Here is a 25,673-nt window from a genome sequence, read left to right as displayed (position 1 = left end):
AGGTTAATCGATTTCGATCTTAAGGCTGGGGTCCGTTTCGTACTTCTCGATGATAACATTGTACCGATTTACAATGTCAGTAACAACTTCACGGGTCGCTCCACTGGAAAATCCACCGATTTCGTGGAAATTAGTAACCATAAAGTGTTCAAAATCGAGTATGTCTACTCGCCCCTCGATCCCTTCAGCTTTAGAAAGAACCTCCGCAGCTATAACGCCGGAGGAATTAGTTACGATTATAGGCTTAGCGCCGGCCTCGATGTTCTTTCTGCATTTCTGAAGCAGGGGGCCGGATGGAGATGTAGTGACGTGTATCGATACGTCTCCGAGGTCAAAGTCTCCACCCCTTCCAGTATCATTTTGATTTGATCCATGATGCGGTATTTCAATTGATCGTTGCGAAAATGCTGCCTCCAACTTAGCGCCAACAAGATGCTGCATCACAGTTCCAACGACTTGAGTTCCTCTTGTTTCGCTTTGGCGCTCTTCAGCCTTAGAAATAAGGTTCCTTAAGATCGATCGAAGGCCAAGAGCGGGATCCATTTTGAATGAGATTGGAGTAGCAGAAAAAAATGCCTTTACTCTCTCAATCCAATAACCTTCTATCGCCGGTATGTCTAATGAACCGGCAGCATGCCATCGATTCATAGTAGCGATAAGGGCTTCCATGCGCTCAATACTGCCTCGCGATGTGCGACCTCCTTCGCTTGCCAATACGCGGTCAATGCCGTTCCTGAGAAGTATTCTAGCCGTTGCCGCACCGCCTGCCCCTTTTACCTGTCCAGCTTTCGGCGACCTGAACCGCGCGGGGTCAAGCGGCAACTCCTCTTTCGACGCTTGATCTACAACCGTAAGAGCAATAGCTAAAGGTCCCTTAGTCTTAAAATCAAATGCCTCTACGAGCGCATCGAGCTCTTCGCGTTGCTTACTACTCAGCGGCATGTGCGTGTTCCAATTTATTCGATGTACCAATCAGTATTGGTTCTAGTAAGCTCATGGCTAAGTGCCTTACGACCGGAACTACCACACCGTCGCCGGCAACATGATAAGCATCATTATAGTTTTCAGGCAACGTAAACCAATCCGGTAACCCCATGAGCTTTGCAGCTTCTCGCGCCGACAATAGTCGAGATCGCACGGCAGAACCTTTTACCACTAGCACAAACTGCCTAGACGAGCCGCCCGATGGCGTGCGGAGACACCCGGCGACGCCGTCACATCTAAGCTCAGACCGTTGCTCGCCTAGCCTAGTTCTCCTGTAAATTGTCCCAATCATGCGCCTGCCGCTCTTCTTCATCGCGTCCAACTTGGCGACGTTGAGTGGGCTCATCATGCCGACTAGGCGCTTAGTCTCCGCTTCCGTATGCCACCTCACACCCTCTGGGTTGTCGGACACAATAACATCGAGTGTTGCGACTTTGGACGTGGGGCGAGGCAAGCGCCACCAAATCCAATGGCGCTTCGCATGCAGTGACAATCCTTGCTGCGCTGCAACAAGAGAATTAGGATGCCAATCTTTAGACGAGAAACTATCGTGCAAATTATTAGGTAAATCTAGGTCTTGTCTGACGCCGATTATAAACACTCGCGGGCGTGACTGCGGTACGAAGTGTACAGCATCAATTACCACTGCGCCGAAGCGGTAACCCGCGTCAGCAAAGCACTGACCTATTGCAGCAAAGTTTTGTCCGCTTTTTGCAGTGAGTATCCCATAGACGTTTTCTAGAACGATAAGGCGCGGCCCGCGTCCTTCTTCCATCAATTCCAACATAATGTGCCAAAACGCCCAGAAGGTGCCAGACCTTGTGCGCTTTATGTCGCCGGCATCCCCTATGCCCCCATAGTTTCCGGCGAGCGAAAGGTCCTGACATGGGAAAGATGCCCAAGCTAGGTCTGCTTGCTCCGGCAACCGCCCAGCATCAAGCGTTTGGATGTCCGCTAAACTGAGGTCTGCATCTCCCCAATTGCACCGGTATGTCTGAGCCTTCATGGGATCGATGTCGTTGGCAAAAACGCATTGCCAGTCTGAGCCTAGCCCAGCTCTGGCCATGCCCCCGCCCGCAAAGAACTCATAGAAAGTACGCACGCTTCCGGGTCTCCTCAGCGTTCCCTTACTGTTCCACACCCTTAGGGCTGAGATGATGCGGCCTCAATCCTTATTTCATCCAACCTTGTCTGGGCGTTGCCGGTTGAGCAGCACACGTTAGCCGGCCTTGACGTCCTCCTCGATCCTAGCCTGCGCAAGTCGATTGAATAGCGACACAAAATCTGCCTGCCGCATAGCTGCTTACGGTATAGCGTGCAAAAAAGCCAAGCCAAACCCCGGATCAGGTCCGGGGCGACGGGTGTGGAGGGGAGGGTGGCTCCAAAACAAACGGGTTCAGGGACGAGTCCCTGCCCGCCGCCCCGGATCAAGTCCGGGGCGACAAGGCTGTTCTTCTCTTACGCCGGATAGCGCGCCGCCATCATCGCCCAAGACTGCCGCGCCATTTCGGTCAGCACCGCCACGTCGATATCGGCGAGTTTCTTCACATAGAGGCATGACACGCCGGTGGTGGCCTTGCCCAGGCGCGCCAGCAGGTCGGCGTGGCCGTCGAAGCCGTCCATCAGATAGATCACGTGCTGCGCCTTGCGTGGGGCGAAGCCGAGGCGGGGGGCGGTGCCGCTGCGGCCGCTGGCGTAGGTGTAGTCGTAGCGGCCGAAGCCGATGATGCTGCCCCACAGCACCGGCGCGGTGCCGCTGATTTCGGCGAGCAGGGTGCAGATGGCGTGCGCATCGGCGCGGCGCTGGGCGGGTTCGAGGGCGGCCAGGAAGGCGGCGACGTCTTGCGTGGTGGGCTGGGTCTTGTTTTCGGCCATGATGTCCTCCCCGTGTGGGAGATATAGCATCGGTTGGGCGGCTGCGCATTGGCGGCGTTGCGTGGGGCATGTGGCGCGCACCCACCCCCGGCCCCTCCCTTGAAAGGGAGGGGAGAAGAGGGGCGACTGTTGCAGGATCGCTGCGCGCGCCGCACAAGGCCGCCACACGAATCACGATGTTCAAGGAACCGCCGATGTCCCAAGTCAACAAGGTCGTTCTCGCCTATTCGGGCGGGCTGGATACCAGTGTGATCCTGAAATGGTTGCAGACCGAATATGGCTGCGAGGTGGTGACCTTCACCGCCGATCTGGGCCAGGGCGAGGAGCTGGAGCCGGCGCGGGCGAAGGCGTTGCTGCTGGGGATCAAGCCGGAGAATATCTTCATCGACGATCTGCGCGAGGAGTTCGTGCGCGATTATGTGTTCCCGATGATGCGCGCCAATGCGCTGTATGAAGGCCAATATCTGCTCGGCACCTCGATCGCGCGGCCGTTGATTGCCAAGCGCCAGATCGAGATTGCCAAGCTGGTCGGCGCCGATGCGGTGAGCCATGGCGCCACCGGCAAGGGCAATGATCAGGTGCGGTTCGAGCTCGGCTATTATGCGCTGGCGCCCGATATCCGCATCATCGCGCCGTGGCGGGAATGGAATCTCACCAGCCGCGAGGCGCTGATCGCCTTTGCCGAACAGCATCAGATCCCGGTTGCCAAGGACAAGCGCGGCGAGAGCCCGTTCAGCACGGATGCCAATCTGTTGCACACGTCGTCCGAGGGCAAGGTGCTGGAAGACCCGTGGGAAGAAGTGCCGGACTATGTCTACAGCCGCACCGATCACCCGGAGGATGCGCCGGACGCGCCGGAGTATATCACCGTCGATTTCGAACGCGGCGATGCGGTGGCGGTGAATGGCGAGGGAATGTCGCCGGCCACGTTGCTGGCCAAGTTGAACGAGCTGGGCAAGCGCCACGGCATCGGCCGGCTCGATCTGGTGGAGAACCGCTTTGTCGGCATGAAATCGCGCGGCATGTATGAAACGCCGGGCGGCACCATCCTGCATCTGGCGCATCGCGGTATCGAGCAGATCACGCTCGATCGCGGCGCGGCGCATCTGAAGGATGAGCTGGCGATCAAATATGCCGGGCTGCTCTACAACGGCTTCTGGTTCTCACCGGAACGCGAGATGCTGCAGGCGGCGATCGATCACAGCCAGGCCAAGGTGAGCGGCACGGTGCGGCTGAAGCTGTACAAGGGCAGCGCCAGCGTCGTGGGGCGCAAATCGCCGAACAGCCTTTATTCGGCCGGCATCGTGACCTTCGAGGATGACCGTGGTGCCTATGACCAGCGCGATGCCGCCGGCTTCATCAAGCTGAATGCGTTGCGGTTGCGGTTGTTGGGGCGGCGCGACGGGCGGTAGGCCGGTGAATCCCCCTCGCCGGCAAGCGGGAGAGGGGGCGTTCAACCGCCGCGCGGTCTCACCACGGGATCGTCGCGCCGGTGTAGTCCAGATAGCGCTGGCCGGGACCGCGCACGGTTTCGATCACATCGGCCAGGCCCTTGGCGCTGGTCGCCACGTCGATGTCGGCGCCGTCGCCGCCCATGGCGGTCTTCACCCAGCCGGGGTGCAGGTTGAGCACGGCGATATCGCGGCTGCCGACATCCTGCACGGCAAAGCCGCGGGTCAGGCTGTTGAGCGCGGCCTTGGACGCGCTGTAGAGTTCGGCATAGCCATGGTCGCGGCTGCCGACGCTGCCCAGTCGTGACGTCATGAAACCGATGCTGCCCCCGTCCTTGATCAATGGCAACAGCAGGCGGGCGGCGCGGATCGGGGCGATGGCGTTGGTCCAGAACAATTGGGCCATGGCATCGCGGGACACATTGGTGGCCGTCTCGCTGCGCGGTCCGGTGATGCCGGCGTTGATCAGCACATGATCAAAGCGTTCACCGGCCAGGCTGGCCGCCAGCGCCGTGAGCGTCGCATCATCATCCATGTCGGCCACGGCCAAGCGGGCGCCGGTGGCGGCCAGTTCGGGCGCCGGGCTGCGGTGCGTGGCCGTCACCTGCCAGCCGCGGCTGATCAGTTCGCTGGTGAGACCAAGGCCGATGCCGCGCGAGGCGCCGAGGATGAGGGTGGATTTCATGGGCTGCATGTCCTTAAAGATTGAAACTCTGCTTGATGCCATCGATCACGAACTGCGCCGCCAGTGCCGCCAGCACGACGCCGAGCAAGCGGGTGAGGGCGCCTTCGAACTTGGCGCCCATCAGCTTCATCAGTGGCCCGGCCGCCAGCAGCGACAGGAAGGTGAGGGCCAGCACTGCCACCAGAGCGGCAAGCACGGCGAATTCGCTGGCGACATCGCCGCCGGTGCGGGCGCTGAGCAGCATCACGGAAGCGATGGACCCCGGCCCGGCCAGCATCGGAATCGCCATCGGGAAGACGCTGATATCTTCTTCTTCCAGGGGCTTGCCCGATGCGGCGGCCGTTGATTTCACTTCCTCGGCGCGGCTTTCGCGGCGCTGGGTGCGTTTTTCGAACACCATGTCGATGGCGATCACGAACACCATGATGCCGCCGGCAATCTTGAACGCCGGCAGGGTGATGCCCAGCGCCGACAGAAAGGCTTCACCGCCCAGCGCAAAGGCGACCAGCACGCCGGCCGCGATCAGGCAGGAGCGGATCGCCATCTGGGTGCGGTGGGCACTGCTCGTGCCGGCGGTGAGGCTGGAAAAGATCGGCACGCAGCCCGGCGGATCGATCACCACGAACAGCGTGACAAAGGCCGAGATGAACAGCTGGACGAGCGGGCCATTCAGGGCAAATTCGGTCATGTCGCGGCCCGTGCGGTCGCGGCCGACAGCGTGTTGGCCAGCAGGCAGGCGATGGTCATCGGCCCGACGCCGCCCGGCACCGGCGTGATCCAGCCGGCGCGGGTGACGGCGCTGTCAAAATCGACATCGCCCACCAGCCGGCTCTTGCCATCGGGCAGGGCGATCCGGTTGATGCCGACATCGATCACGCAGGCGCCGGGCTTGATCCATTCGCCCTGCACCATGCCGGGGATGCCGACAGCGGCCACCACGATATCGGCGCGCGTCACATGCGCGGCCAGATCGCGGGTGCGGCTGTGGGCGATGGTCACGGTGGCGCTCTTGTTCAGCAGCAGCGCGGCCATCGGCTTGCCGACCAGGATGGAGCGGCCGATCACCACCGCTTCGGCACCGGCGATGGTGCCAATCGCGTCCTCGATCAGCATCAGGCAGCCACTGGGCGTGCACGGCACCAGGCCCGGGCGGCCGCTCACCAGCAGGCCGGTGTTGATCGGGTGCAGGCCATCGACATCCTTGGCCGGATCGATGACGGCGATCACGCGGTCGCTATCGATATGCGCCGGCAGCGGCATCTGCACCAATATGCCGTCAACTTCAGGATCGCGATTCAGGCGCGTGACCAGCGCGAGCAGATCGGCTTCGCTGGTGCTGGCCGGCAGGCGATGTTCGCCAGAGATCATGCCAGCCTCGCGGGTCGCCTTGCCTTTTGATCCCACATAGACGGCGCTGGCCGGATCATCGCCAACCAGCACGACGGTCAGGCCAGGCTGGCGGCCATGCGCCGCCACAAAGGCGGCAACGCCCGTCGCAACCTCGGCGCGCAGCGCCGCAGCGCGCGCCTTGCCGTCGATCAGAGTTGCACTCACTGCAACAGCAGCCCGCTATCCATCACCAGCGCCGGCACCAGTTGCTGCAGGCCGGCCAGGATCAGCCACAGCACGGCCGGCGACAGATCGATGCCGCCGAAATCCGGCAGGATGCGGCGGATCGGGCGCACCAGCGGTGCATAGACGCGGTCCAGCCCATTCAGGATGGCGCGCACCACCGGGTTGTAGGCGTTGATGATGTTGAAGGCGACCAGCCAACTGGAGATCGCCCACACCACCAATCCCCAGATCAGCACCTGGGTGATCATGATGAAGATGTTGACGAGCGCGAGGGTGGTGTTGGCCATGGGCGAGGGCTTTACCGTGCAGGCCGGCGCGCCGCAATTGAAACTCTGGCCAAAACAACCGGCACGCGGCACAACCGCCTGCGGGGAGGATCGTTCATGTCCACACGCTTTGCCACGCTGGCCGAGATCAGCGCGCATTTTGCCGCCACCACGCCGGATCGACCCGCCATCCGCGTGGAGGGTGCGGTGTGGAGCCAGGCGCAATTCCATGATCGCGTGCTGCGCAGCGTGGCGATGCTGCGCGGCCTGGGGGTGAAGCACGGCGACCGCGTCGGCTGGCTGGCGCTCAACCATCCCGATTATCTTACATTGATGTGCGCCTGTTTCCGGCTGGGCGCGGTGCTGGTGGCGATCAACGCCCGGCTGGTGGCGCGCGAGATTGCCTATGTGCTGTCGGACGCCGGCATCGAAGTGATCGTGTCGGAAACCGCGTTCCTGCCGCTGGTGGAGGATGCGCAGGCCGCCACCGGCCTTGCCCATGTCGTCCTGCTCGATGCCGACCATCATGGCCGCCCGGCCTTTGCCGTTGCTGTGGCCGCCCATGTTCCCGATGCCGCCATGCCGGCGATTTCGCCCGATGATGTGGCGCTGCAACTTTATACCAGCGGCACCACCGGCTTTCCCAAGGGCGCGCTGCTCAGCCACCGGCAATTGCTCGGCACCATCGAGAAGGGCCAGTTGACCGGTGAAGCCTGGGGGCGGTGGGACGCGGATGACGTCGCGCTGGTCGCCATGCCGCTGTTCCATATCGGCGGCACCGGCTGGGCGCTGCACGCGCTGGAGGCCGGCGCGGCGATGGTGATCCTGCCGCGCCCCGATGTGGCCGGCATGGTCGAAGCGATTGAACGCGAGCGCATCACCCGGATGTTCGCGGTACCGGCGGTGCTGCTGGCGATCTGCAACCATCTGGAAACCGCGCCGGCGGATCTGACCAGCCTGACCGAGCTTTATTATGGCGCCTCACCGATCCCGCTGGATGTGCTGCGCCGCACGATGCGGGCCTTTCCAAATGCCGGCCTCATCCAATGCTATGGCGCCACCGAAACCTGCGGCACCGTGGTCAGCCTGTCGCCCGCCGATCATGATCCCGCCGGCAACGCCCGCATGCGCGGCTGCGGCAAGCCGCTGCCCGGCAATGACGTGAAGATCATCGATGGTGATGGCGGCGTGCTGGGGCCGGGCGAGGTGGGGGAAATCTGCATCCGCTCCGTCAGCGTGATGAGCGGCTATCAGAACAAGCCCGAAGCCACGGCCAAGGCGGTTGTCGATGGCTGGTATCACAGCGGCGATGCCGGTTACCTGGATGAAGATGGCTATTTGTACATCCACGATCGCGTGAAGGACATGATCGTGTCGGGCGGCGAGAATATCTATCCGGCCGAGGTGGAAAATGCCCTGCACGAACATCCGCTGGTGCTGGATTGTGCGGTGATCGGCGTGCCCGATGAGCGCTGGGGCGAAGCGGTGAAGGCCATGGTGGTGAAGAAAGGCGCGGTGACCGCCGCCGAGCTGATCGCGTTTGCGCGGGTGCGCATCGCCGGATTCAAGGTGCCCAAGAGCGTGGATTTCATCGACGCGCTGCCGCGGAACCCAAGCGGCAAGATCCTGAAGAAGGATCTCCGCGAGCCGTTCTGGGCCGGGCGCGAGCGCAAGGTGAATTGATCTGGAACAGATCGTGCACAGTTGAAGCGCGTTACGCCCTCCCCGCAAGGGGGAGGGAGCCGTGCTCCGACCAAATGCAATCAATTCGGAACCAAAAAAAGGCGGCCCGGCAATCGCCGGGCCGCCTTCCATCGAACCGGCATCAGCCTCAGTTCGGCTTCTGCATGTCCTTGCCGGCTTCTTCCAGCGTTTCGCCGGTGTTCTGCTTGGCGTCAGCCGCAGCGGCTGCAGCCTTGTCGCCGGCGCGTTCCATGGCGTTGCCGGCCTTGTCGGCGGCATTTTCCATGGCGTTGCCGGCGTTTTCAGCCGATTGCTCCATGGCGTCGCCAGCGGCCTTGGTGTTGGCGGCGGCGTCATCGGCGGCCGATTCGGCGGCCTGGCTGGTTTCTTCCTTGGTGGTCTTCGAACAGGCGGTCAGCGCCACCGGCAGGGCAGCGATCAGCAGGAAACGGGCGATGGTGATTTTCATGGTCTTGCACTCCTCTGGTGCAAGCAAACCGTGCAAGACGGCCATGGTTCCCGTTCGCGGCCCGGATCGACGACATTATTTTCGGGCTATCCCGGCGATGCCGCCGAACCGGCCAATATGCCGCCATCGATGTGGAATTCGCTGCCGGTGACATAGGCGCTTTCGTCGCTGGCCAGATAGGCGGCCATGGCGGCGACTTCGTCCGAAGTGCCAAAGCGTTTCAGCGGCGTGTCGGCGACGAAGGCGCGTGTGGCGGCCTCCCGTTCGGCCGGCGTGGTGCCGAGCATCGGTTCCCACATCGGGGTGAGGATCGCGGCCGGGTGGATGGAGTTGCAACGGATGGCGAGGCCCTGCTGTGCGCACCACAGCGCCATGGTCTTCGTGTGGTTCCTGACCGCCGCCTTGGAACTGGCATAGGCCGCCGCCGCCGGGATGCCGACCAGGCCGGAGCGTGACGAGATGTTGATGATGCTGCCAGTGGCTTTGGGGCGCATCGCGCGGATCGCGGCGCGGCAGCCCAGGAAGCTGCCATCCAGATTGACCGCATGAACGCTGCGCCAATCGGCCAGGCTGGCATGTTCGGGATCATGGGCGGCAGGCGCGCCTTCAAATCCGGTGATGCCGGCGTTGTTGACCAGGATGTCGAGCCCGCCGACCGCAGCCATCACGGCATCCCACGCCGCTTCATCGCGCACATCGAGCAGCGCGAACTGCCCGCCAATGCTGGCGGCCACCGCTGCACCGGCCGGATCGATATCGGTGACCCACACGCACGCGCCCTCGGCGGCAAAGCGCCGGGCAATCGCCTCGCCGATGCCGCGCGCGGCGCCGGTGATCAGCGCGGTCTTGCCTTCCAGTCTGGTCATGCGCCTGCTATCGCGCCGACCAACACGCACTTCAAGACAGGACAATATCATGCAGACCATCGGGGTGATCGGCGCGGGCCTGATGGGCAACGGCATCGCGCATGTGGCGGCGCAGGCCGGTTATGACGTCATCCTGTCCGATGTGGCGATGGAACGCTGTGAAGCGGCGCGCGCCACGATTGCCAAGAACATGGCGCGGCAGGTGGGCAAGGGCGTGTTGACGCAGACGCAAGCCGACGCCGCGATCGCCCGCATCCGCCTGACCACCGACAATGGCGATTTTGCCGCCGCCGATCTGGTGATCGAAGCCGCCACCGAGAATGAGGCCATCAAGGGCAAGATTTTCGCCGGCCTGAACGACGTGCTGAAGCCGGACGCGCTGCTGGCCAGCAATACCTCGTCCATCTCCATCACAAGGCTGGCGGCGGCGACTGGCCGGGCCGACCGGTTTTGCGGGCTGCATTTCTTCAATCCGGTGCCGCTGATGGCGTTGGTGGAGATCATCCCCGGCCTTGCCACGTCCGCCGCCACCACGGCCACCATGCAGGGCTTTGCCGCCAAGCTGGGCAAGACGGCGATCCTGGCGGGCGACGCGCCGGCCTTCATCGTCAACCGCGTGCTGTGCCCGATGCTGAACGAGGCGATCTTTGCGCTGGGCGATGGTGTCGGCAGTGTCGCCGATATCGATGCCGGGCTGAAACTGGGCGCCAATCACCCGATGGGGCCGCTGGCGCTCGCCGATTTCGTCGGCCTGGATACGCTGCTTTCGATCATGCAGGTGATGCAGGCCGGCACAGGCGATCCCAAATATCGCCCGGCGCCGCTGCTGGTGAAACATGTCGAGGCCGGCTGGCTGGGCCGCAAATCGGGCCGCGGATTCTATGATTACAGTGGGCCGGAGCCTGTGCCGACACGATGAGACTGACCTTCACCAAGGGCAGCGGCAAATATGACCGGCTGGACATCGTGGCCAGCGATGGACCCCGCCCGCCGATCGATTGCCCGAAACAGGGCATCATCCCGCACGACATGTTTCACTGTGCGGTGGAGGCCGAGGTGACAGCGGCGGGCTTCCTGCGGCTGATTGCGCACGGCGGCGACAGCGGGCAACGCGCAGCGCTGGGGATATCGTCGGCTGAAAGCGTCGAGCGGCTGGTCGAGATGTTCCAGGGCGAAGGCTGGAGCCAGACGGCACTGCCGGACGCCGAGTTCATCGCCCTCTATGCCGTCACCTGTGAAGAACGCGGCGACACGCCGTTGCCGATCACCGGCGCGCTGCTGGCGGCGATCCGGGCGCGCATTGCCGATGTGTCGGTGCAGTGGGCGGCGGTGCCGGTGCACGGGAAATTGCTGCTGGAAATGCCCAGCCATCCCCAATAAGGCCAAGCCGATGAGCGCACACGCCCCCCACCCCGACATGCTGGCCAAGACCGAAACGCTGATCGAGGCCCTGCCTTATTTGCAGCGCTATGCCGGCAAGATTTTCGTGGTGAAATATGGCGGCCACGCCATGGGCGATGCCGAGCGCGCCCGCGATTTCGCCGAGGATATCGTGCTGTTGAAAGCCGTGGGCATCAACCCGGTGGTGGTGCATGGCGGTGGGCCGCAGATCGGCAATCTGCTGAAGCGGCTCGGGATCGAAAGCCGCTTTGTCGATGGCCTGCGTGTTACCGATGCGGCGACGGCTGAAGTCGCCGAAATGGTGCTGGCCGGCAGCATCAACAAGGAAATCGTCGCGCACATCGCCCAGGCCGGCGGCCGGGCCGTTGGCATCAGCGGCAAGGATGCCGGGCTGGTGACCGCGACCAAGGTGGAACGCACGGTAAAGGACCCCGGCAGCGCCATCGAACAGGCGGTGGACCTCGGCTTTGTCGGCGAACCGGCCAGCGTCGATCGCAGCATCATCGATACGCTGGTAGCGGCCGGCATCGTGCCGGTGATCGCGCCGGTGGCGGTGGGCGCGGATGGCCACACCTATAATATCAACGCCGATACCATGGCCGGCGCCATTGCCGGCGCGCTGGGCGCGGCGCGATTGTTCCTGCTCACCGATGTGGCCGGCGTGCTCGGCAAGGATGGCACGCTGAAAACCGATCTGTCGCCGGCGGCGATTGCCGGCCTGATCGACGATGGCACCATCACCGGCGGCATGATCCCGAAACTGGAAACCTGCGTGAGCGCGGTGGCGGCCGGGGTGGATGCCGCGGTGATCCTCGATGGCCGCGTGCCGCACGCGCTGCTGCTGGAGATCTTCACCCGCAAGGGCGCCGGCACGCTGGTGCGGGCGGGCTGAAGACCGCCTTCGGCTGCCGATCCCCGCGATTGCTGTGGCAACACCGTGCTGCTAGCATTTCGCCAAACAGGGGGGATTTCATGCACATCACCATCACGCCGCTTCGCGTGCTGCACCGGTTTTTGGCTTTTGCCGGCGCCGCACTGCTGATCGGGCAGCCGGCGCTGGCGCAAGCGCGGCGCTTTTCGGCGGATGATCTGCCCCGGATCGTGCGCCTGTCTGATCCGCAGCTGTCGCCCGATGGCAAATCGGTGGCGGTGGTGATCGGCCGCGCCAATCTGGTGGACAATCGCTGGGATGGGCAGCTCACACTGATCGATGTCGCCACCAAGGCGAGCCGGGTGCTCACCGTCGATCGGCGCGGCGTCGGCAGCCTGCGCTGGGCGCCCGATGGCCGTGCCCTTGCGTTTCTGGCCAACGACAGTGCCGGCCGCGCGCAGGTGCATGTGATGGCGATGGGCGGCGGCGATGCCCGCCAGGTGACCGCGCACAAGACGACGATCACCCACCTCGCCTGGCGCCCGGATGGCGCGGCGCTGGCCTATGCCGCCGCCGATGACGAACCCGAACGCACCGGCGAAGCCCGCTTCGAAGACGCGTTTGAAGTGGGCAACAACAGCTTTCTCGATCGTGTCGCGCGCCGGCCCACCCACATCTGGATGGTGACGCTGGCCGATGCCGTCGCCCGGCGGGTGACCAGCGGGCCGCAGTCGATCCCCGTCGGACTGCCGCCGTCGGGGCCGCCGTCACAGTTGAACTGGTCGCCGGATGGCACCAGCATCATCTTCCAGCAGGCCGCCACTGCCGCCACCGGCGATACCGACAGCAGCCGGCTGGCCAGCGTCGAGGTCGCGACCGGCACGGTGCGCGCGCTGTTGCCGGGCGCCACGCGGCAATCGGGGCCGCGCCTGTCGCCCGATGGCAGAAGCGTCGCCTTTGTCTCCCCGCGCGGCGGCATTGCCGCGCAACAAAGCCGGGTGATGGTGGCGGACCTGGCCGGCGGCGCGGCCCGTGACGCCGCCCCCGATCTTGATGTCGATGTCGAACTCGTCGGCTGGCTGGCCGATGGCCAGTCGCTGCTGCTTTCCGGCACCGACGGCACGCATGGCGGTCTGTGGGTGGCGCGCGGCGGCAAGGCGACGCGGCTCGATCTGGGTGATCTCGATCCGGTGACGGCAGCGGTGCAGGGCAGCGGAATCGTCTTCACCGCGACCACGGCGGATCGGCCGCCCGAACTGTTCGTGATGCCGACGATCAAGGCAAGACCGGCGGTGCTGACCAAAGTGCAGACCGCGACGGACGGCCTCACGCTCGGCCGGCAGGAGACAATCACCTGGGCCAGCGATGGCTATACCGCCGATGGCGTCCTCACCTATCCGCCCGATTACAAGCCGGGCACGAAACTGCCGCTGGTGCTGTATATCCACGGCGGGCCGGTGGCGGCATCGCGCCAGTCGTTCAGCACTTCGGCGCATATCCTCGCAGCGCAGGGCTGGCTGGTGCTTGAGCCCAATTATCGCGGCAGCAACAACCGCGGCCATGTCTTTCAGGAAGCCATCATCCGCGATGCCGCCGCCGGGCCGGGCCGCGATATCATGGCCGGGGTGGCCAGCCTCGACCAGCGCGGCCTGATCGATCGCAGCCGCATGGCGGTGTCCGGCTGGTCCTATGGCGGCATGATGACCAGCTGGCTGATCGGCAATTATCCCGATGCCTGGGCCGCCGCCGTGGCGGGGGCGCCGGTCACCGACATTCTCGATCAATATACCACGGCGGACAACAACCGCGCCCGCGCCGGCCAATATGGCCCGTCACCGTTCGTCGGCGACAATATGGCCAGCTATGCCAAACAGTCGCCGATCCAGTTCGCCTGGCGTGCCAAGGCGCCGACGCTGATCATGGCTGATGTCGGCGACTGGCGGGTGACGATCCCGCAGGCCTACAAACTCTATCGTGCGCTGTCCGACAACAATGTGCCGGTGACGTTCGTCGCCTATCCGGTGCCCGGCCACAGCCCTGCCGATCCGATCCGCGCCCGTGATGTGTGGCGGCGCTGGGTGGATTGGCTGAAGCCGCGGCTGGCACCGGCTGCGGCGCGCTGATTCGTTTTGGCTCCCTCCCCCTTGCGGGGAGGGCGTGGAATGCTTCAAGCTGTGCGCAACCGGATTTAGGCGAAATGCCCGACCAGCGGGCGGCCATGGCGCCAACGTTGCTGTTCCACCGCATCCAGGGCGAATTCGGCGACTTCGGCGCGGGTGACGGCGGCGACGCGGACATTTTCCGGCACCGGCCAGACGGCATGCAGACCGCCCTTCAGGGGGCCGTCGGTGATCGGGGCAGGGCGCACGATGGTCCAATCGAGGTCGCTGGCGGCGATCAATTCCTCCTGCACCGCCATGTCGGGGTGGCGGTCGCGGGCGATCAGCGGAAAGATCAGCCGGTTGTACAGCCAGCCCGCCCGCGCACTGGTTTCGCGCAGGCCGGCGCTGGTGATCGCCACCAGCCGCCGGATGCCGGCGGCCTTCATGGCTGGCACCAGGGCGCGGGTGGCATCGGAAAACAATGTGTCCGGGGTGGCACGACCGGCCCGCAGCGCAAGAATCACCGCGTCGTGGCCGGGCAGGGCCTTGTGCAGCACATCGGCATCATCCGGCTTGGCCGCAACCGGCAAGGCACCGGGTGGGACCCGCGCCGGGTGCCGGCTTTGCCCTGATACATGATGGCCACGGTTCAACGCCGTTTCCACGATCACCCGGCCAAGCTGGCCAGAAGCCCCGATCACCAACAGCCGCACGATAGTGCCCCCAGGGGGGATGCCCCTGCGTGAATATGTCGCATGCTGCGGTGCGGTACGCAAGGCCTGTCTGGCAGACCCGGCGTTTTTGTCAGTCTTGTGGCGGCGCCGGCGCGGCGGAACCGGCCACCGGCGTGGCATCCTGCGGCGGGGTGGATACGGTGCGGGTGGACCGGATCACCGGTGCATCGCGATCCTGCCAATCGATGAACCGGCCGCGCACCGCCTTGTAATTCGCGCCCGAATCATAAAGCTGCAGGCCTTGCAGATCGAGATCGCGCGCTTCGGCATTGCCCATCGCCGCCAGCAGGGTGAAACCGGCGACATAGGCGTTGCGTTTGGCGGTGGCGAGCGTGACGCGCGCGTTGATCAATTCCTGTTCGGCGTTCAGCACTTCGATGATGGTGCGGTTGCCGACGCCGTTTTCGGCGCGCACGCCTTCCAGGCTGAGACTGTTGGCGGCGATGGCCGCTTCCGCCGATTTGATCACATCCAGGCTGGCGCGCCAGCTCGCAAAGGCGGCGCGAACCTGTTGGATGACGCTGCGTTCGGTGCCGATCTGGTTCTCCATCGCGGCGGTCCGGCGCGCCTGGGCCTGGCGGATCTGCGCGGCCGGACGGCCGCCCTGATACAGCGGCAGCGCCAGCCGGGCACCCACCACGGCGGAGGTTTGCGAGGCAGGCTGTTTGGGGAAGCCGGGCGGCACGATGGCGCCGCCGAAATTGTCATTGCGGCTGACCGTGCCAAACCCGGACACGGTCGGCAGCCGGCTGCCGCGCGCCGCGCGCACGTCATAGCCGGCGGCTTCGCTGTTCCGAGTGGCGGCGGCGATATCCGGGTTTTCCTTGATGGCGGTTTCCACCGCTTCGGTCACGTCGGCCGGCAGATTGGGCAGCGGCGGCGGCGTGGCCAGATCGGTGGGCACATCGCCGACCTGCTGGATGTAACGCTCCTTCGATGCGATCAGATTGGCTTCGGCGTTGCGCAGATCGGCCTGGGCCTGGCTCAATCGGGCTTCGGATTGCGCGACATCGGTGCGGGTCAGATCGCCCACTTCGAACCGATCGCCGGTGGCACGCAGGTTCACGCCAAGCTGGCTGACATTGGCGCGGTTGAGCTCGACGATCGCCATGTCGCGGATCACGTCGTTGTATGCAGCCACCACCTGGCTGAACACACTGGCTTCGGTGGCGCGCAGGGTTTCGGCACCGGCCGCGACGCGGGCGTCGGCGGCCTTCAGGCCGTTGCGCACCAGCCCGCCCGAATAGAAGGGCACGCTGAGCTGCATCTGCGTCTGCGCGGTGCGCGGAATGATGATGAACTGGCCGCCCGGGATCAGCACGTTTTCGTTGAAGTTGGAGTTCAACTGCAGCGACGGCAGGCCATCGGCGCGTTGCAACGGCACATTTTCATCGGTGGCCATCTGGTTGGCGCGCGCGGCGTTGATCGTCGGGTTGGTCTGATACGCCTTGATCAAGGCGCCTTGCAGGGTTTCGGCGGCGGCGCCACCGGGCAATGACAGCATCGTGCCGGCAATCAGCGCGGCCATCATGCGGGTGCGGGCTGGCGTGCCCCCCTGCGGGCCCCCCGATGCGCTATGCGTCTGCATTCACTTCATTCCTTCGTTCAGACCAGCCGTTTCACCACGGCCTGCCGGCGCCCCCGCGGGTGCCATATAGAGGCAAGACACAGCCGGGCCAAGGGGCGCGGGCCGCAAATTTGAGCAACGACCAAATCTCGGTTCATTTCACGGCCGGCACCGCCTTCAGATAAGCGGCAATGGCGGCGCGATCGGCATCGGAAAGCTGCGCCATGTTGGCCTGCACCTCCACCATGGTGCCGCCCACCGAATCATAATCGGGGGTAAATCCGGTCTTCAGATAGTCGGCGATTTCGGCGGCGCTCCAGCGCAGCTTGCCCGGCGTGATGTTGGGGATCTTGCCCTTCCCTTCGGGATCGGCTGCGCCGGCCAGCCACCTGGCCTTGTCCACGCCGCCATAGGGCGTGCGCGGGCTGTGGCACTCGCTGCAATGGCCCGGCCCTTCGACCAGATATTGCCCGGCGCGCAACGGCGCCGAGGCCTTGGCGGGCAGCGCCACCACCGGTGCGGCGTCCAGATAGACGCGTTTCCACAGGCCGATGCCGCGCCGGATATTGTAGGGAAAGGCCATGGCCCCGGCGGCCGGCTTGCCCGCCACGGCCGGCAGGGATCCAAGATAGGCGAACAGATCGGCGATGTCGGCCGGCGTCATGCGGGCATAGCTGGTGTAGGGAAAGGCCGGGTAATAATGGCGGCCATCAGGCGACACGCCGCGGCGCATGGCATTGTCGAAATCGGCCAGGGTCCAGTTGGCCAGGCCATCGCCACCGGGTGAGATATTGGGCGGCTGGAAATCGCCGAACGCGGTTTTCAGCACGGCACCGCCGCCCAGTTTCAACCGGTCATTGCCCTTGGCGCCTTTCGCGGCGTGGCACGATGCGCAGCCGCCGGCCCAGAAGATGCGCGCCCCGCGCGCGGCATCGCCAGGGCCTTGCGCCACGTCGGCGTCGGGCAGGCGCTGGGGCGCGGTGACGATGAAGCCCGCCACCGCACCCAGCAATATCAGCCCCGCAAGGCCGCCCAGCAGCCTTCGCATGTCAGTCCTTCTTGATGCGGAAGCCTTCGTGGCAGCTCTTGCAATTGGCGGTGACCATGCCGAACGCCTTGCCGAATTCGGGCTGGGTGGAGACCTTGGTGGCGGCAGCGGCAATCGTGTCGGTCTGGAACTTGGTGGTGGCGGCCCTCCATTCGGCCGGCTTGCTCCAGATCGCCGGCGAAGCTTCGGTATCGCCGCCGTTGCTGCCGGCCGGGAAACGCCCCGGGAAGGCCTTGGCGGCGGCGACATAGTTGGCGAGGATCTTGTTGGCCACGGCGGCATCGAACGGGGTCACGCCCTTCAGCATGTCGCCACCCAGCTTGGTGTCGCGGCCATTGCCTTTCATGATCGCCTGGCGATCTTCCAGGGGGCCGGCAAAGGCGACGGCTGGGGCAATGGCGGGCAGGATGATGGCGGTGGCCAGAACGGCAGCAAGCATGCGCATGTGAATCTCCCTCGTTGGCCTTTACGGCTATATCCTTCATATCCCCTGTCGCGCCGATCGGCCAATGGCGCAATTGGCGCAGAAATGATTTCAGGCCTGCAAATCGGGCGGCGTCGCCTCTGCCACCAGCAAGGCGACGGCTTCGGCCAGCGGCACGATCTTCTGTTCGCCGCCGTTCAGGCTGCGCAGCGCCACTGTGCCTTCTTCGGCTTCGCGACGGCCAACGACCAGCATGTAGGGCGCCTTTTGCAGGCTGTGCTCGCGCACCTTCAGGTTGATCTTCTCGTTGCGCAGGTCGGTTTCGACGCGGATGCCGGCCTTGGCCAGCGTGGCGGCGACCTGTTCGGCATAGCCATCCGCATCCGAAACGATGGTGGCGACCACGGCCTGCACCGGTGCCAGCCACACCGGGAACCAGCCGGCGAAATGTTCGATCAGGATGCCGATGAAGCGTTCATAGCTGCCCAGGATGGCGCGGTGCAGCATCACCGGGCGGTGGCGATTGCCATCTTCCCCCACGAATGACGCATCCAGCCGTTCGGGCAGCACCGTATCGGTCTGGATGGTGCCGACCTGCCAGGTGCGACCGATGGCGTCGGTCAGATGGAATTCCAGCTTGGGCGCATAGAAGGCGCCTTCGCCCGGCAGTTCTTCCCAACCCCAATCCGCGTTGTCGCGCCCGGTGGCCTTGACGGCATCGCGCATCGATTGTTCGGACCAGTCCCACATCGCATCGCTGCCGAAGCGCTTTTCCGGGCGCAGCGCCAGCTTGATGGCATAGCGGAACCCGCCCAGATCCTTGTAGACCGCATCGAGCAGATCGCAGAACGCCGCGATTTCCGTGACGATCTGGTCTTCGCGGCAGAAGATATGCGCGTCGTCCTGGGTGAATTGGCGGACGCGCATCAGGCCGTGCAGGGCGCCATGCGGTTCATTGCGGTGGCAGCAGCCCATTTCGGCCAGCCGCAGCGGCAGATCGCGGTAGGATTTGATGCCCTGCCGGAAGATCAGCACATGCGCCGGGCAGTTCATCGGTTTCAGCGCCATCCATTGTGCGTCGCTGCTCACCACCGGGCCTTCATCCTCGGTGTTGGGCACTTCGTCGGGGATGACGAACATGTTCTCGCGATATTTGCCCCAGTGACCGGATTGCTCCCACTGGCGCGCGTCCATGATCTGCGGGGTTTTCACTTCCCGGTAGCCCGCAGCGTCCAGCCGGCGGCGCAGATAGGCCTCCAGCGCGCGATAGATCACGAAACCGCGCGGATGCCAGAACACGCTGCCGTGCGCGACTTCCTCCAGATGGAACAAGTCCATCTCGCGGCCCAGCTTGCGGTGGTCGCGCTTGGCGGCCTCCTCCAGGCGCAGCAGATGCGCATCGAGCTGCTTCTTGTTGAGCCAGCCGGTGCCATAGATGCGGGACAGCATCGCGTTGTTCTGATCGCCGCGCCAATAGGCCCCCGACACGCGCGTCAGCTTGAAGGCCGCCGGATCGAGCCTGCCGGTGGAGGGCAGGTGCGGCCCCTTGCACATGTCCATCCAGTCTGTGCCCGACCAATAGACGCTCAATTCCTCGCCGTCGGGAAGTTGCGCCGCCCACTCGGCCTTGAACGCTTCGCCCTGCGCAGCCCAACGGTCGATCAACGCCTGTCGGCTCCACACTTCGCGGCGCAGCGGCTTGTCGGCGCGAATGATGGCGCGCATCGCATCTTCAATGGCCGGCAGGTCTTCCTCGGTGAAGGGCCCGCGCGACGGCGGCGGCGCGACGTCGTAATAAAAGCCATCGTCGGTGGACGGGCCGAAGGTGATCTGCGTGCCGGGGAACAGGCCCTGAACCGCCTCGGCCAGCACATGCGCGAAATCATGCCGCGCCAGCTCCAGCGCATCGGCCTCATCGCGGCCCGTCACCAGCGCCAGTTGCGCGTCGGCTTCGATCGGGCGGCTGAGATCGACCAGTTCGCCATCCACCCTGGCAGCAATCGCCGCCTTGGCCAGGCCAGGCCCGATGCTGGCCGCGACATCGGCACCGGTTGTCCCGCGCGCCACCTGACGCGTGGAACCATCGGGCAACGTAAGGGCGATGAGATCGGACATGATGGCCTTCGGTCGAGTGCGCTGCCACGCCGGCAGCCCGCCGCGCTTAGCCAAAATTCACCAGCCTCGCCACCGCCATCTCGCACCGGCCGGCCGTGCGGGCGTGTGCGCTTCCCGAGCCTTCCGCCCGGCGGTCTGTTGGCCTACAACGCCGTCATGCCCATTCCGCAGCAATTCCCGCATGGCGGCGCTTCGCTTGCCTATCGTTTCACGCCCGGCGCCGGGCCGCTCATCCTGTTCCTGCCCGGCTTTATGAGCGATCTCACCGGCAGCAAGGCCGTTGCGGTGGCCGATTGGGCGCGTGGCCATGGCCAAGCCTGCCTGCGACTGGATTATTCCGGCTGCGGTGCCAGCAGCGGCGATTTTCTGGATGGCAGCATCGGGCGCTGGACCGGCGATGTGCTGGCATTGATCGATCATCTCTGGCCGAGCGGACAGGTGCTGCTGGTCGGATCGTCGATGGGCGGCTGGATTGGGTTGCTGGCCGGCATGCGGCTGAAGACACGGTTGGCCGGGTTGGTCGGCATTGCTGCCGCGCCGGATTTCACCCGATGGGGCCTGAAGATCACCGATCTTGATCGGGAACATCTGGAAACCAACGGCTATTTCACCCGGCCTTCAGACTATGGCGCGCCCTATCGTTATTCGCGCGCGCTGATCGCCGATGCGCCGGATCATCTGTTGATGGACGGGCTGATCCCCATCGCCGCGCCGGTGCGGCTGCTGCACGGCCAGTGCGATGATGCGGTGCCGTGGCGGCTGGCGCTGGATATCGCGGCGCGCATCACGGGCGAGGATGTTCAGGTGCGGCTCATCAAGGATGGCGATCATCGCCTGTCGCGGGAGGCGGATATCGCCGCGCTGGTCGGCATGATCAAGGAACTGGTGTGAAGCGGTTTGTGCTCCTGTTGGCTCTGTGCGCGGCGCCTGCGCTTGCCGCACCGTCCGACCCGACCCGTTACCGCGCCTGCCTGGAAATGGCGCCGAAGGATCCGGCCCGCGCCTTGCAGATGGCCTATGGCTGGCGCATCGAAGGCGGCGGCGTCGCGGCACAGCATTGCCTGGCGGTGGCGCAGATGCACGCCCGTCACCATGAGGCCGCGCTGAAAAGCTATGAGGCGGCCGGCCAGGCCAGCGAGGCGGCGCGCGATGGCCAGGCGATTGCGCTGTGGCGTCAGGCCGCCGATGCCGCGCTGATCGTCGGCCAGGCGGATACCGCGGTGCGCTTCCTGACGCGTGCGCTGGGCAAGCCGGGCGGGCTGGAACTGTCCCCAAGGGCCGAAGCCGATCTGCTGGTGCTGCGCGCGCAGGCGCTGGTGGATGACAGCAAGCCGGAGGCGGCGATGGCCGATCTGGCGCGCGCCACCGATATCGCACCGGATGGCTTCACGCCGTGGTTGTTGCGCGCCACGCTGGCCCGGCGCGGCGGCGACGTGGCGGCGGCCGAAGCGGCGCTGCTCAAGGCCGCGGCGCTGGCGCCGGATTCGCCGGATGTCGAGCTGGAAGCCGGCAATATCGCCCTGGCCAAGGGCGACACCGTGCTGGCGCGGCAGGCCTGGGAAGCGGCCGCCAGCGATGGCCCGGACACGCCGGCGGGTGCCGCGGCCAGTGCTGCGCTGGGCCGCATGGGGCCGTCTGCCCAGAAGCTGCTTGCACCCGAAGCCGCGCAAAAGCCGCTGACGGATGCTGTGCTGCCTGCTACACCCCGCTGATGGCAAGAGCAGATTTCAAGTTCGTCTGGATGCAACGCGCCCGTTATGCCGAGGTCGATGCGCAGGCGGTGGTGTTCAACAGCCGCTATCTCGAATATTTCGATATCGGCATCACCGAGTATTTCCGCACCGTCGGCCTCTATCCGCAGCCCAATCTGCAAGGCGCGCCCGATCTGCATGTGGTGAAGGCCGAGGTGGTCTATCATGCCCCGGTGCTGCTCGATGAGATGATGGTGATCGGCGTGCGCTGCGAAAAAATCGGCCGCACCTCGCTGACCTTCGCCTTTGAAGTGCATGGTGAGGCCGGCGAGGATCTGCGCGCCAGCGGCACCGAGGTGCAGGTGCATGTCAACGAACCGCGCGGCCGGCCGTCTCCGGTGCCCGATGCCGTGGTTGCCCTGTTCGAAGCCTATGAAGGACGCGCGCTGAAATGAAATATCTCCACACCATGATCCGCGTGTCGGATGTCGCGGCGACGCTGGGCTTTTTCGAACTGCTCGGCCTGCAGGAACTGCGCCGCATCGACAACGAGGCCGGCCGCTTCAGCCTGATCTTCCTCGCGGCGCCGGGCGATGAAGATGCGCAGATCGAGTTGACCCACAATTGGGACGAGGCCGGATATGCAGGCGGGCGCAACTTCGGCCATGTCGCCTATGCGGTGGACGATATCTACGCCAGCTGCCAGCGCCTGCGCGATGGCGGCGTGGTGATCAACCGGCCGCCGCGCGATGGCCGCATGGCGTTCGTGCGCAGCCCCGATGGCATTTCGGTGGAACTGCTGCAGGCTGGCCCGGCGCTGCCGCCGGCAGAGCCTTGGGCATCGATGCCCAATGTCGGGAGCTGGTGAGATGCTCGACATCATCGGCGTGCCGGTCCTCTCCGACAATTATGTCTGGCTGGCCCATGATGCGGCGAGCGGCGAGACGGCGGTGATCGATCCGGCGGTGGCCGAACCGGTGCTGGCTGCGGCGCAGGCGCGCGGCTGGACGATCACGCAGATCCTCAACACGCACTGGCACCCCGATCATGTCGGCGGCAATGCCGTGATCGTGGCGGCAACGGGCGCCAGGGTGACCGGCCCGCGCGGAGAAGTCGCGAAGATTCCGCTGATCGGGCGTGCGGTTGCCGAAGGGGACGAGGTGCAGATCGGCGCCCATACGGGCAAGGTGATCGATTGCCCGGCGCACACTGCCGGCCATATCGCCTTCGCCTTCGAAGGCGCGCTGTTCGCCGGCGACACATTGTTTGCCATGGGCTGCGGGCGCTTGTTCGAAGGCACTGCCGAACAGATGCACGCCGCGCTCGCCAAGTTCATGGCGCTGCCGCCGCGCACCCTGGTCTATTGCGCCCACGAATATACCCAATCCAACGCGCGGTTTGCGCTGACCGTGGAGCCCGACAACATGGCGCTGGTCAACCGGGCGCAAGCCGTGGATCGCCTGCGCGAACGCGGGGAACCCACCGTGCCGTTCAGCCTGGCGATGGAGGCGGCGACCAATCCGTTCGTGCGCGCCGGCAGCGTCGCCGAACTTGCCCGTCGTCGCGCCGCGAAGGACAGCTTCCGCGGCTGAGGCTGTTCACTTTGCAGAAAGCTGTTGGCGCACATTATGGCCTGATGGTCAGAGAAATCCTTTTGGTGGCGGCCCTGTGTGCGACCGCCCTTGCCGCGCCAGCCCTGGCGCAAGATGCACCCAAACCGCCGGCCAAGCCGCTGGAGTGCTTGCAGACGCGCAGCATTTCGCAAGCCGAAGCCGCGAAGGACCAGCACTGGTACGCTCGCACCCGTGACGGCAAATGGTATCGCAACAACATGGAATGCCCCGGCCTCGCCCCCGGCCGCGCGCTGGTGCACGTCAGCCCGATCGGCAGCCAGTGCCGCGGTGATATCGTGCAGGTGGTGGATTTCATGCTTGGCGGCATCAGCTTCGGCGGTTGCGGCATGGGCGGCTGGGAACAGGTCGACGGCCCGCCGGGCAAGACAGCGAAGGTGAAATAGCCGAGGTCAGTTCGCTGTCAGCGGTTCGCCAAGGTCACGCCATTCCAGCATCGCGCTGATCATCTCCTCGGTGGGGTAAGCGAGGATGTCGGCTTCGCTGGCACCGTTGCGTTTTGCCCGTTCCCAATACCAACCGTTGAAATCCTCGAACAGATTGAGGATTCTGGTCGGCCCGATATCGGGTGCACGGGCAACACCACGCAGCCAACTGCGCACATGGCTAACTGCACTCAGCCGGTCGCCGTGATGGGTTCGAATATCCAACCCGGCAATGTCGGAAAGGGACAGCACCGCATCGCCGCGCTGCGCTTCGAGGATGAGAATGACCTTGCTGCGCAATCGTTCATCGCCAAAGATTTTGCAGCCATGATCAAGGCCCAGTTCAAACGGCATGTTTTGGCGGGCGAATTGTTGGCCGGGTTGGATGCGACTGCGGCTGAGATCGTGGATGGCCAATCGGGATCCACCAATGATGGTATGTATGCGATCCAGCCTCGCTGAGCCATTGTCGGCATTTTCTGGCGCAATGCGAGGATGAAAACCCAATGCCACCACGGCAAAGGCCATCGCCCTCAACATCGGCATGAATTCATCATCGAACGGGCAATTGAGGAAAACTGACCGATCGAAATCCGGCAAGATCGGCTCCGTTACGGGGTGTCTGGCGAAAGCTCGATCCGTTGCCGGATGAGGCCATCATGCCCGTGCAAGTAGATGACCATGCCCCCGGCTTTTACGCGCCGCTTCAGGGCTGCCATGGCGGCTTCCTGGGTCGGATACACTTTGCTGGCACGCTCGGCGCCGGCGCGGCGCACACGCCAGCCTGCTTCGACAGGCGAGACATGTTGTGCGGCATTGCTCATGCGCAAGCAAATATCATTTCACCCCCCGCCCTGCAATGCGCGCATCGATGGCATCCCAGATGCGCGCGGGCGTGTTGGTGCCGTTGAAGCGATCGATGGCGCGCAGGCCGGTGGGGGAGGTGACGTTGATTTCGGTCAGGCAACCGGCGATCACGTCGATGCCGACAAAGATCAGCCCGCGGCTTTTGAGTTCGGGCCCGATGCGCGCGCAGATTTCCTGTTCGCGCGGGGTCAGGTCGGTGGGCTGGGCGCTGCCACCGGCGGCGAGGTTCGACCGGATTTCGCCTTGCTTGGGCAAGCGGTTGATGGCGCCGGTCGGCACGCCATCCACCAGCACGATGCGCTTGTCGCCCAGTGCCACGTCGGGCAGGAATGCCTGCACCATGAAGGGTTCGCGCCAGACGCTGCCGAACAATTCCACCAGCGCCGGCAGATTGCCATCTGTCTTGTCGATCAGGAACACCGCCGCGCCGGCATTGCCATAGAGCGGCTTGACGACAATGGCGCCGTGGCGGGCGCGGAAATCCATGGCTTCGGCCAGGCTCTTGGTCACCAGCGTCGGCGGCATCAGATCGGGAAAGCGCAGCACGAACAATTTTTCCGGCGCGTTGCGCACTTCGGCCGGATCATTCACCACCAGGGTCGCGTGCTGCACCTGTTCGAGCAGGTGGGTGGCGGTGATATAGCCCATGTCGAACGGTGGATCCTGCCGCATCAGCACCACGTCTGCATCATCGGCCAGATCGATGTTTCGCGCCTCCCCCAGCCATTCGAAATGGTTGCCGATCTGGTTCATCACCCGCAGTGGCCGCGCCAGCGCGCGCACCCGGCCGTTTTCCGCCGACAGATCATCGGCGAGATAGTGGAACAGCGTGTGGCCGCGTGCCTGCGCCTCTTCCATCAGGGCGAAGCTCGAATCGCCGGCGACATTGATGGTTTCGATCCGGTCCATCTGGACCGCGATGCGCAGGGTCATGGGATCAAGC

The 25,673-nt window shown here is 64.7% G+C and carries 29 protein-coding genes; 12 read left to right on the top strand and 17 right to left on the bottom strand.

The annotated features are described in order from the left end of the window. Positions 1 to 3: 3 nt before the first annotated feature. From ABWP22_RS12105 to ABWP22_RS12095, 3 genes are all read right to left on the bottom strand, one after another. Positions 4 to 942 carry a DUF4928 family protein gene (locus ABWP22_RS12105; RefSeq protein WP_353200233.1) on the bottom strand — a complete coding sequence of 313 codons (939 nt, stop codon included), beginning with the start codon at positions 940 to 942 and terminating at the stop codon, positions 4 to 6. Continuing rightward, the gene (locus ABWP22_RS12100; RefSeq protein ID WP_353200232.1) at positions 929 to 2,086 is read right to left on the bottom strand and encodes a DNA cytosine methyltransferase; all 1,158 of its coding nucleotides are present in this window, start codon (positions 2,084 to 2,086) and stop codon (positions 929 to 931) included. The genes ABWP22_RS12105 and ABWP22_RS12100 overlap by 14 nt, the downstream gene beginning before the upstream one ends. A gap of 356 nt (positions 2,087 to 2,442) precedes the next feature. Then, positions 2,443 to 2,859 carry a DUF1801 domain-containing protein gene (locus ABWP22_RS12095; RefSeq protein WP_353200231.1) on the bottom strand — a complete coding sequence of 139 codons (417 nt, stop codon included), beginning with the start codon at positions 2,857 to 2,859 and terminating at the stop codon, positions 2,443 to 2,445. A 194-nt stretch (positions 2,860 to 3,053) separates the two neighbouring features. Between ABWP22_RS12095 and ABWP22_RS12090 the strand changes: the two genes are divergently transcribed. After that, on the top strand, positions 3,054 to 4,271 hold the full coding sequence (locus tag ABWP22_RS12090) for an argininosuccinate synthase (RefSeq protein ID WP_353200230.1): 1,218 nt from the start codon (positions 3,054 to 3,056) through the stop codon (positions 4,269 to 4,271). 58 nt (positions 4,272 to 4,329) lie between these two features. Here the strand turns inward: ABWP22_RS12090 and ABWP22_RS12085 are convergent, their stop codons facing one another. The 4 genes from ABWP22_RS12085 to ABWP22_RS12070 are packed head-to-tail and all read right to left on the bottom strand — an operon-like array spanning position 4,330 to position 6,857. After that, complete coding sequence (locus ABWP22_RS12085) at positions 4,330 to 4,995, bottom strand: SDR family oxidoreductase (protein WP_353200229.1); 666 nt, start codon at positions 4,993 to 4,995, stop codon at positions 4,330 to 4,332. Between the two features lie 13 nt (positions 4,996 to 5,008). Next, positions 5,009 to 5,683, bottom strand: a complete 675-nt coding sequence (locus tag ABWP22_RS12080) for a MarC family protein (RefSeq protein WP_353200228.1) — start codon at positions 5,681 to 5,683, stop codon at positions 5,009 to 5,011. Then, positions 5,680 to 6,549 carry a bifunctional methylenetetrahydrofolate dehydrogenase/methenyltetrahydrofolate cyclohydrolase FolD gene (gene folD, locus ABWP22_RS12075; RefSeq protein WP_353200227.1) on the bottom strand — a complete coding sequence of 290 codons (870 nt, stop codon included), beginning with the start codon at positions 6,547 to 6,549 and terminating at the stop codon, positions 5,680 to 5,682. Before folD ends, ABWP22_RS12080 begins: the two co-directional genes overlap by 4 nt. Next, positions 6,546 to 6,857 carry a YggT family protein gene (locus tag ABWP22_RS12070; RefSeq protein ID WP_353200226.1) on the bottom strand — a complete coding sequence of 104 codons (312 nt, stop codon included), beginning with the start codon at positions 6,855 to 6,857 and terminating at the stop codon, positions 6,546 to 6,548. Before ABWP22_RS12070 ends, folD begins: the two co-directional genes overlap by 4 nt. A gap of 96 nt (positions 6,858 to 6,953) precedes the next feature. Here ABWP22_RS12070 and ABWP22_RS12065 point away from each other — a divergent pair, with 96 nt between their 5' ends. Beyond that, positions 6,954 to 8,519 (top strand): long-chain-fatty-acid--CoA ligase, encoded by a 1,566-nt coding sequence (locus ABWP22_RS12065; protein ID WP_353200225.1) that lies wholly within the window; start codon positions 6,954 to 6,956, stop codon positions 8,517 to 8,519. A 148-nt stretch (positions 8,520 to 8,667) separates the two neighbouring features. On the opposite strand, the gene ABWP22_RS12060 is transcribed toward ABWP22_RS12065, so the two are convergent. Then, positions 8,668 to 8,988, bottom strand: a complete 321-nt coding sequence (locus tag ABWP22_RS12060) for a hypothetical protein (protein WP_353200224.1) — start codon at positions 8,986 to 8,988, stop codon at positions 8,668 to 8,670. A gap of 86 nt (positions 8,989 to 9,074) precedes the next feature. Beyond that, positions 9,075 to 9,854: an SDR family oxidoreductase gene (locus ABWP22_RS12055; protein ID WP_353200223.1), complete on the bottom strand. Its 780-nt coding sequence runs from the start codon at positions 9,852 to 9,854 to the stop codon at positions 9,075 to 9,077. Between the two features lie 49 nt (positions 9,855 to 9,903). Between ABWP22_RS12055 and ABWP22_RS12050 the strand changes: the two genes are divergently transcribed. The 4 genes from ABWP22_RS12050 (at position 9,904) to ABWP22_RS12035 (ending at position 14,249) form a co-directional block, all read left to right on the top strand. Then, positions 9,904 to 10,773, top strand: coding sequence for a 3-hydroxybutyryl-CoA dehydrogenase (locus ABWP22_RS12050; RefSeq protein WP_353200222.1), 870 nt, complete (start codon positions 9,904 to 9,906; stop codon positions 10,771 to 10,773). Beyond that, positions 10,770 to 11,234, top strand: coding sequence for a hypothetical protein (locus ABWP22_RS12045; protein WP_353200221.1), 465 nt, complete (start codon positions 10,770 to 10,772; stop codon positions 11,232 to 11,234). Before ABWP22_RS12050 ends, ABWP22_RS12045 begins: the two co-directional genes overlap by 4 nt. A gap of 10 nt (positions 11,235 to 11,244) precedes the next feature. Continuing rightward, a complete protein-coding gene (gene argB, locus ABWP22_RS12040; RefSeq protein ID WP_353200220.1) occupies positions 11,245 to 12,147 on the top strand; it encodes an acetylglutamate kinase in 903 nt (300 codons plus the stop codon). Positions 12,148 to 12,227: 80 nt separating this feature from the next. Next, entirely contained in the window at positions 12,228 to 14,249 is a 2,022-nt protein-coding gene (locus ABWP22_RS12035; protein WP_353200219.1) for a S9 family peptidase, read from the top strand. 65 nt (positions 14,250 to 14,314) lie between these two features. Here the strand turns inward: ABWP22_RS12035 and ABWP22_RS12030 are convergent, their stop codons facing one another. The 5 genes from ABWP22_RS12030 to thrS all read right to left on the bottom strand — a co-directional run bounded on the left by ABWP22_RS12030 (position 14,315) and on the right by thrS (position 20,116). Then, entirely contained in the window at positions 14,315 to 14,941 is a 627-nt protein-coding gene (locus tag ABWP22_RS12030; RefSeq protein ID WP_353200218.1) for an NAD(P)-dependent oxidoreductase, read from the bottom strand. A gap of 91 nt (positions 14,942 to 15,032) precedes the next feature. Further along, entirely contained in the window at positions 15,033 to 16,550 is a 1,518-nt protein-coding gene (locus ABWP22_RS12025; protein WP_353200217.1) for a TolC family outer membrane protein, read from the bottom strand. A 133-nt stretch (positions 16,551 to 16,683) separates the two neighbouring features. Then, entirely contained in the window at positions 16,684 to 17,577 is an 894-nt protein-coding gene (locus tag ABWP22_RS12020) for a cytochrome c (protein ID WP_353200216.1), read from the bottom strand. 1 nt (position 17,578) lies between these two features. After that, the gene (locus tag ABWP22_RS12015; RefSeq protein WP_353200215.1) at positions 17,579 to 18,022 is read right to left on the bottom strand and encodes a c-type cytochrome; all 444 of its coding nucleotides are present in this window, start codon (positions 18,020 to 18,022) and stop codon (positions 17,579 to 17,581) included. A 90-nt stretch (positions 18,023 to 18,112) separates the two neighbouring features. Further along, positions 18,113 to 20,116, bottom strand: a complete 2,004-nt coding sequence (gene thrS, locus ABWP22_RS12010) for a threonine--tRNA ligase (protein WP_353200214.1) — start codon at positions 20,114 to 20,116, stop codon at positions 18,113 to 18,115. 156 nt (positions 20,117 to 20,272) lie between these two features. Here thrS and ABWP22_RS12005 point away from each other — a divergent pair, with 156 nt between their 5' ends. The 6 genes from ABWP22_RS12005 to ABWP22_RS11980 are packed head-to-tail and all read left to right on the top strand — an operon-like array spanning position 20,273 to position 23,824. Next, positions 20,273 to 21,007, top strand: coding sequence for an alpha/beta fold hydrolase (locus tag ABWP22_RS12005; protein ID WP_353200213.1), 735 nt, complete (start codon positions 20,273 to 20,275; stop codon positions 21,005 to 21,007). 8 nt (positions 21,008 to 21,015) lie between these two features. After that, positions 21,016 to 21,828, top strand: coding sequence for a tetratricopeptide repeat protein (locus tag ABWP22_RS12000; protein ID WP_353200212.1), 813 nt, complete (start codon positions 21,016 to 21,018; stop codon positions 21,826 to 21,828). After that, the gene (locus ABWP22_RS11995; protein WP_353200211.1) at positions 21,828 to 22,262 is read left to right on the top strand and encodes an acyl-CoA thioesterase; all 435 of its coding nucleotides are present in this window, start codon (positions 21,828 to 21,830) and stop codon (positions 22,260 to 22,262) included. The genes ABWP22_RS12000 and ABWP22_RS11995 overlap by 1 nt, the downstream gene beginning before the upstream one ends. Then, positions 22,259 to 22,675, top strand: a complete 417-nt coding sequence (locus ABWP22_RS11990; RefSeq protein ID WP_353200210.1) for a VOC family protein — start codon at positions 22,259 to 22,261, stop codon at positions 22,673 to 22,675. Before ABWP22_RS11995 ends, ABWP22_RS11990 begins: the two co-directional genes overlap by 4 nt. 1 nt (position 22,676) lies before the next feature. Then, on the top strand, positions 22,677 to 23,399 hold the full coding sequence (gene gloB, locus ABWP22_RS11985; RefSeq protein WP_353200209.1) for a hydroxyacylglutathione hydrolase: 723 nt from the start codon (positions 22,677 to 22,679) through the stop codon (positions 23,397 to 23,399). A gap of 44 nt (positions 23,400 to 23,443) precedes the next feature. Next, complete coding sequence (locus ABWP22_RS11980) at positions 23,444 to 23,824, top strand: hypothetical protein (protein ID WP_353200208.1); 381 nt, start codon at positions 23,444 to 23,446, stop codon at positions 23,822 to 23,824. Positions 23,825 to 23,830: 6 nt separating this feature from the next. Here ABWP22_RS11980 and ABWP22_RS11975 read toward each other — a convergent pair whose 3' ends face one another. Genes ABWP22_RS11975 through gshB form a run of 3 tightly spaced genes read right to left on the bottom strand, consistent with a single transcriptional unit; the run spans position 23,831 to position 25,663 of the window. After that, positions 23,831 to 24,463, bottom strand: a complete 633-nt coding sequence (locus tag ABWP22_RS11975; RefSeq protein WP_353200207.1) for a hypothetical protein — start codon at positions 24,461 to 24,463, stop codon at positions 23,831 to 23,833. An 11-nt stretch (positions 24,464 to 24,474) separates the two neighbouring features. Then, positions 24,475 to 24,687 carry a DUF2188 domain-containing protein gene (locus tag ABWP22_RS11970; RefSeq protein ID WP_353200206.1) on the bottom strand — a complete coding sequence of 71 codons (213 nt, stop codon included), beginning with the start codon at positions 24,685 to 24,687 and terminating at the stop codon, positions 24,475 to 24,477. A gap of 13 nt (positions 24,688 to 24,700) precedes the next feature. Next, entirely contained in the window at positions 24,701 to 25,663 is a 963-nt protein-coding gene (gshB, locus tag ABWP22_RS11965) for a glutathione synthase (protein ID WP_353200205.1), read from the bottom strand. Between the last annotated feature and the right edge of the window lie 10 nt (positions 25,664 to 25,673).

Source organism: Sandarakinorhabdus sp., assembly GCF_040398665.1.
Taxonomy (GTDB): Bacteria; Pseudomonadota; Alphaproteobacteria; order Sphingomonadales; family Sphingomonadaceae; genus Sandarakinorhabdus.
Note: the sequence above shows the minus strand (reverse complement) of the source record. Positions and strands in the feature narration are given on the sequence as shown.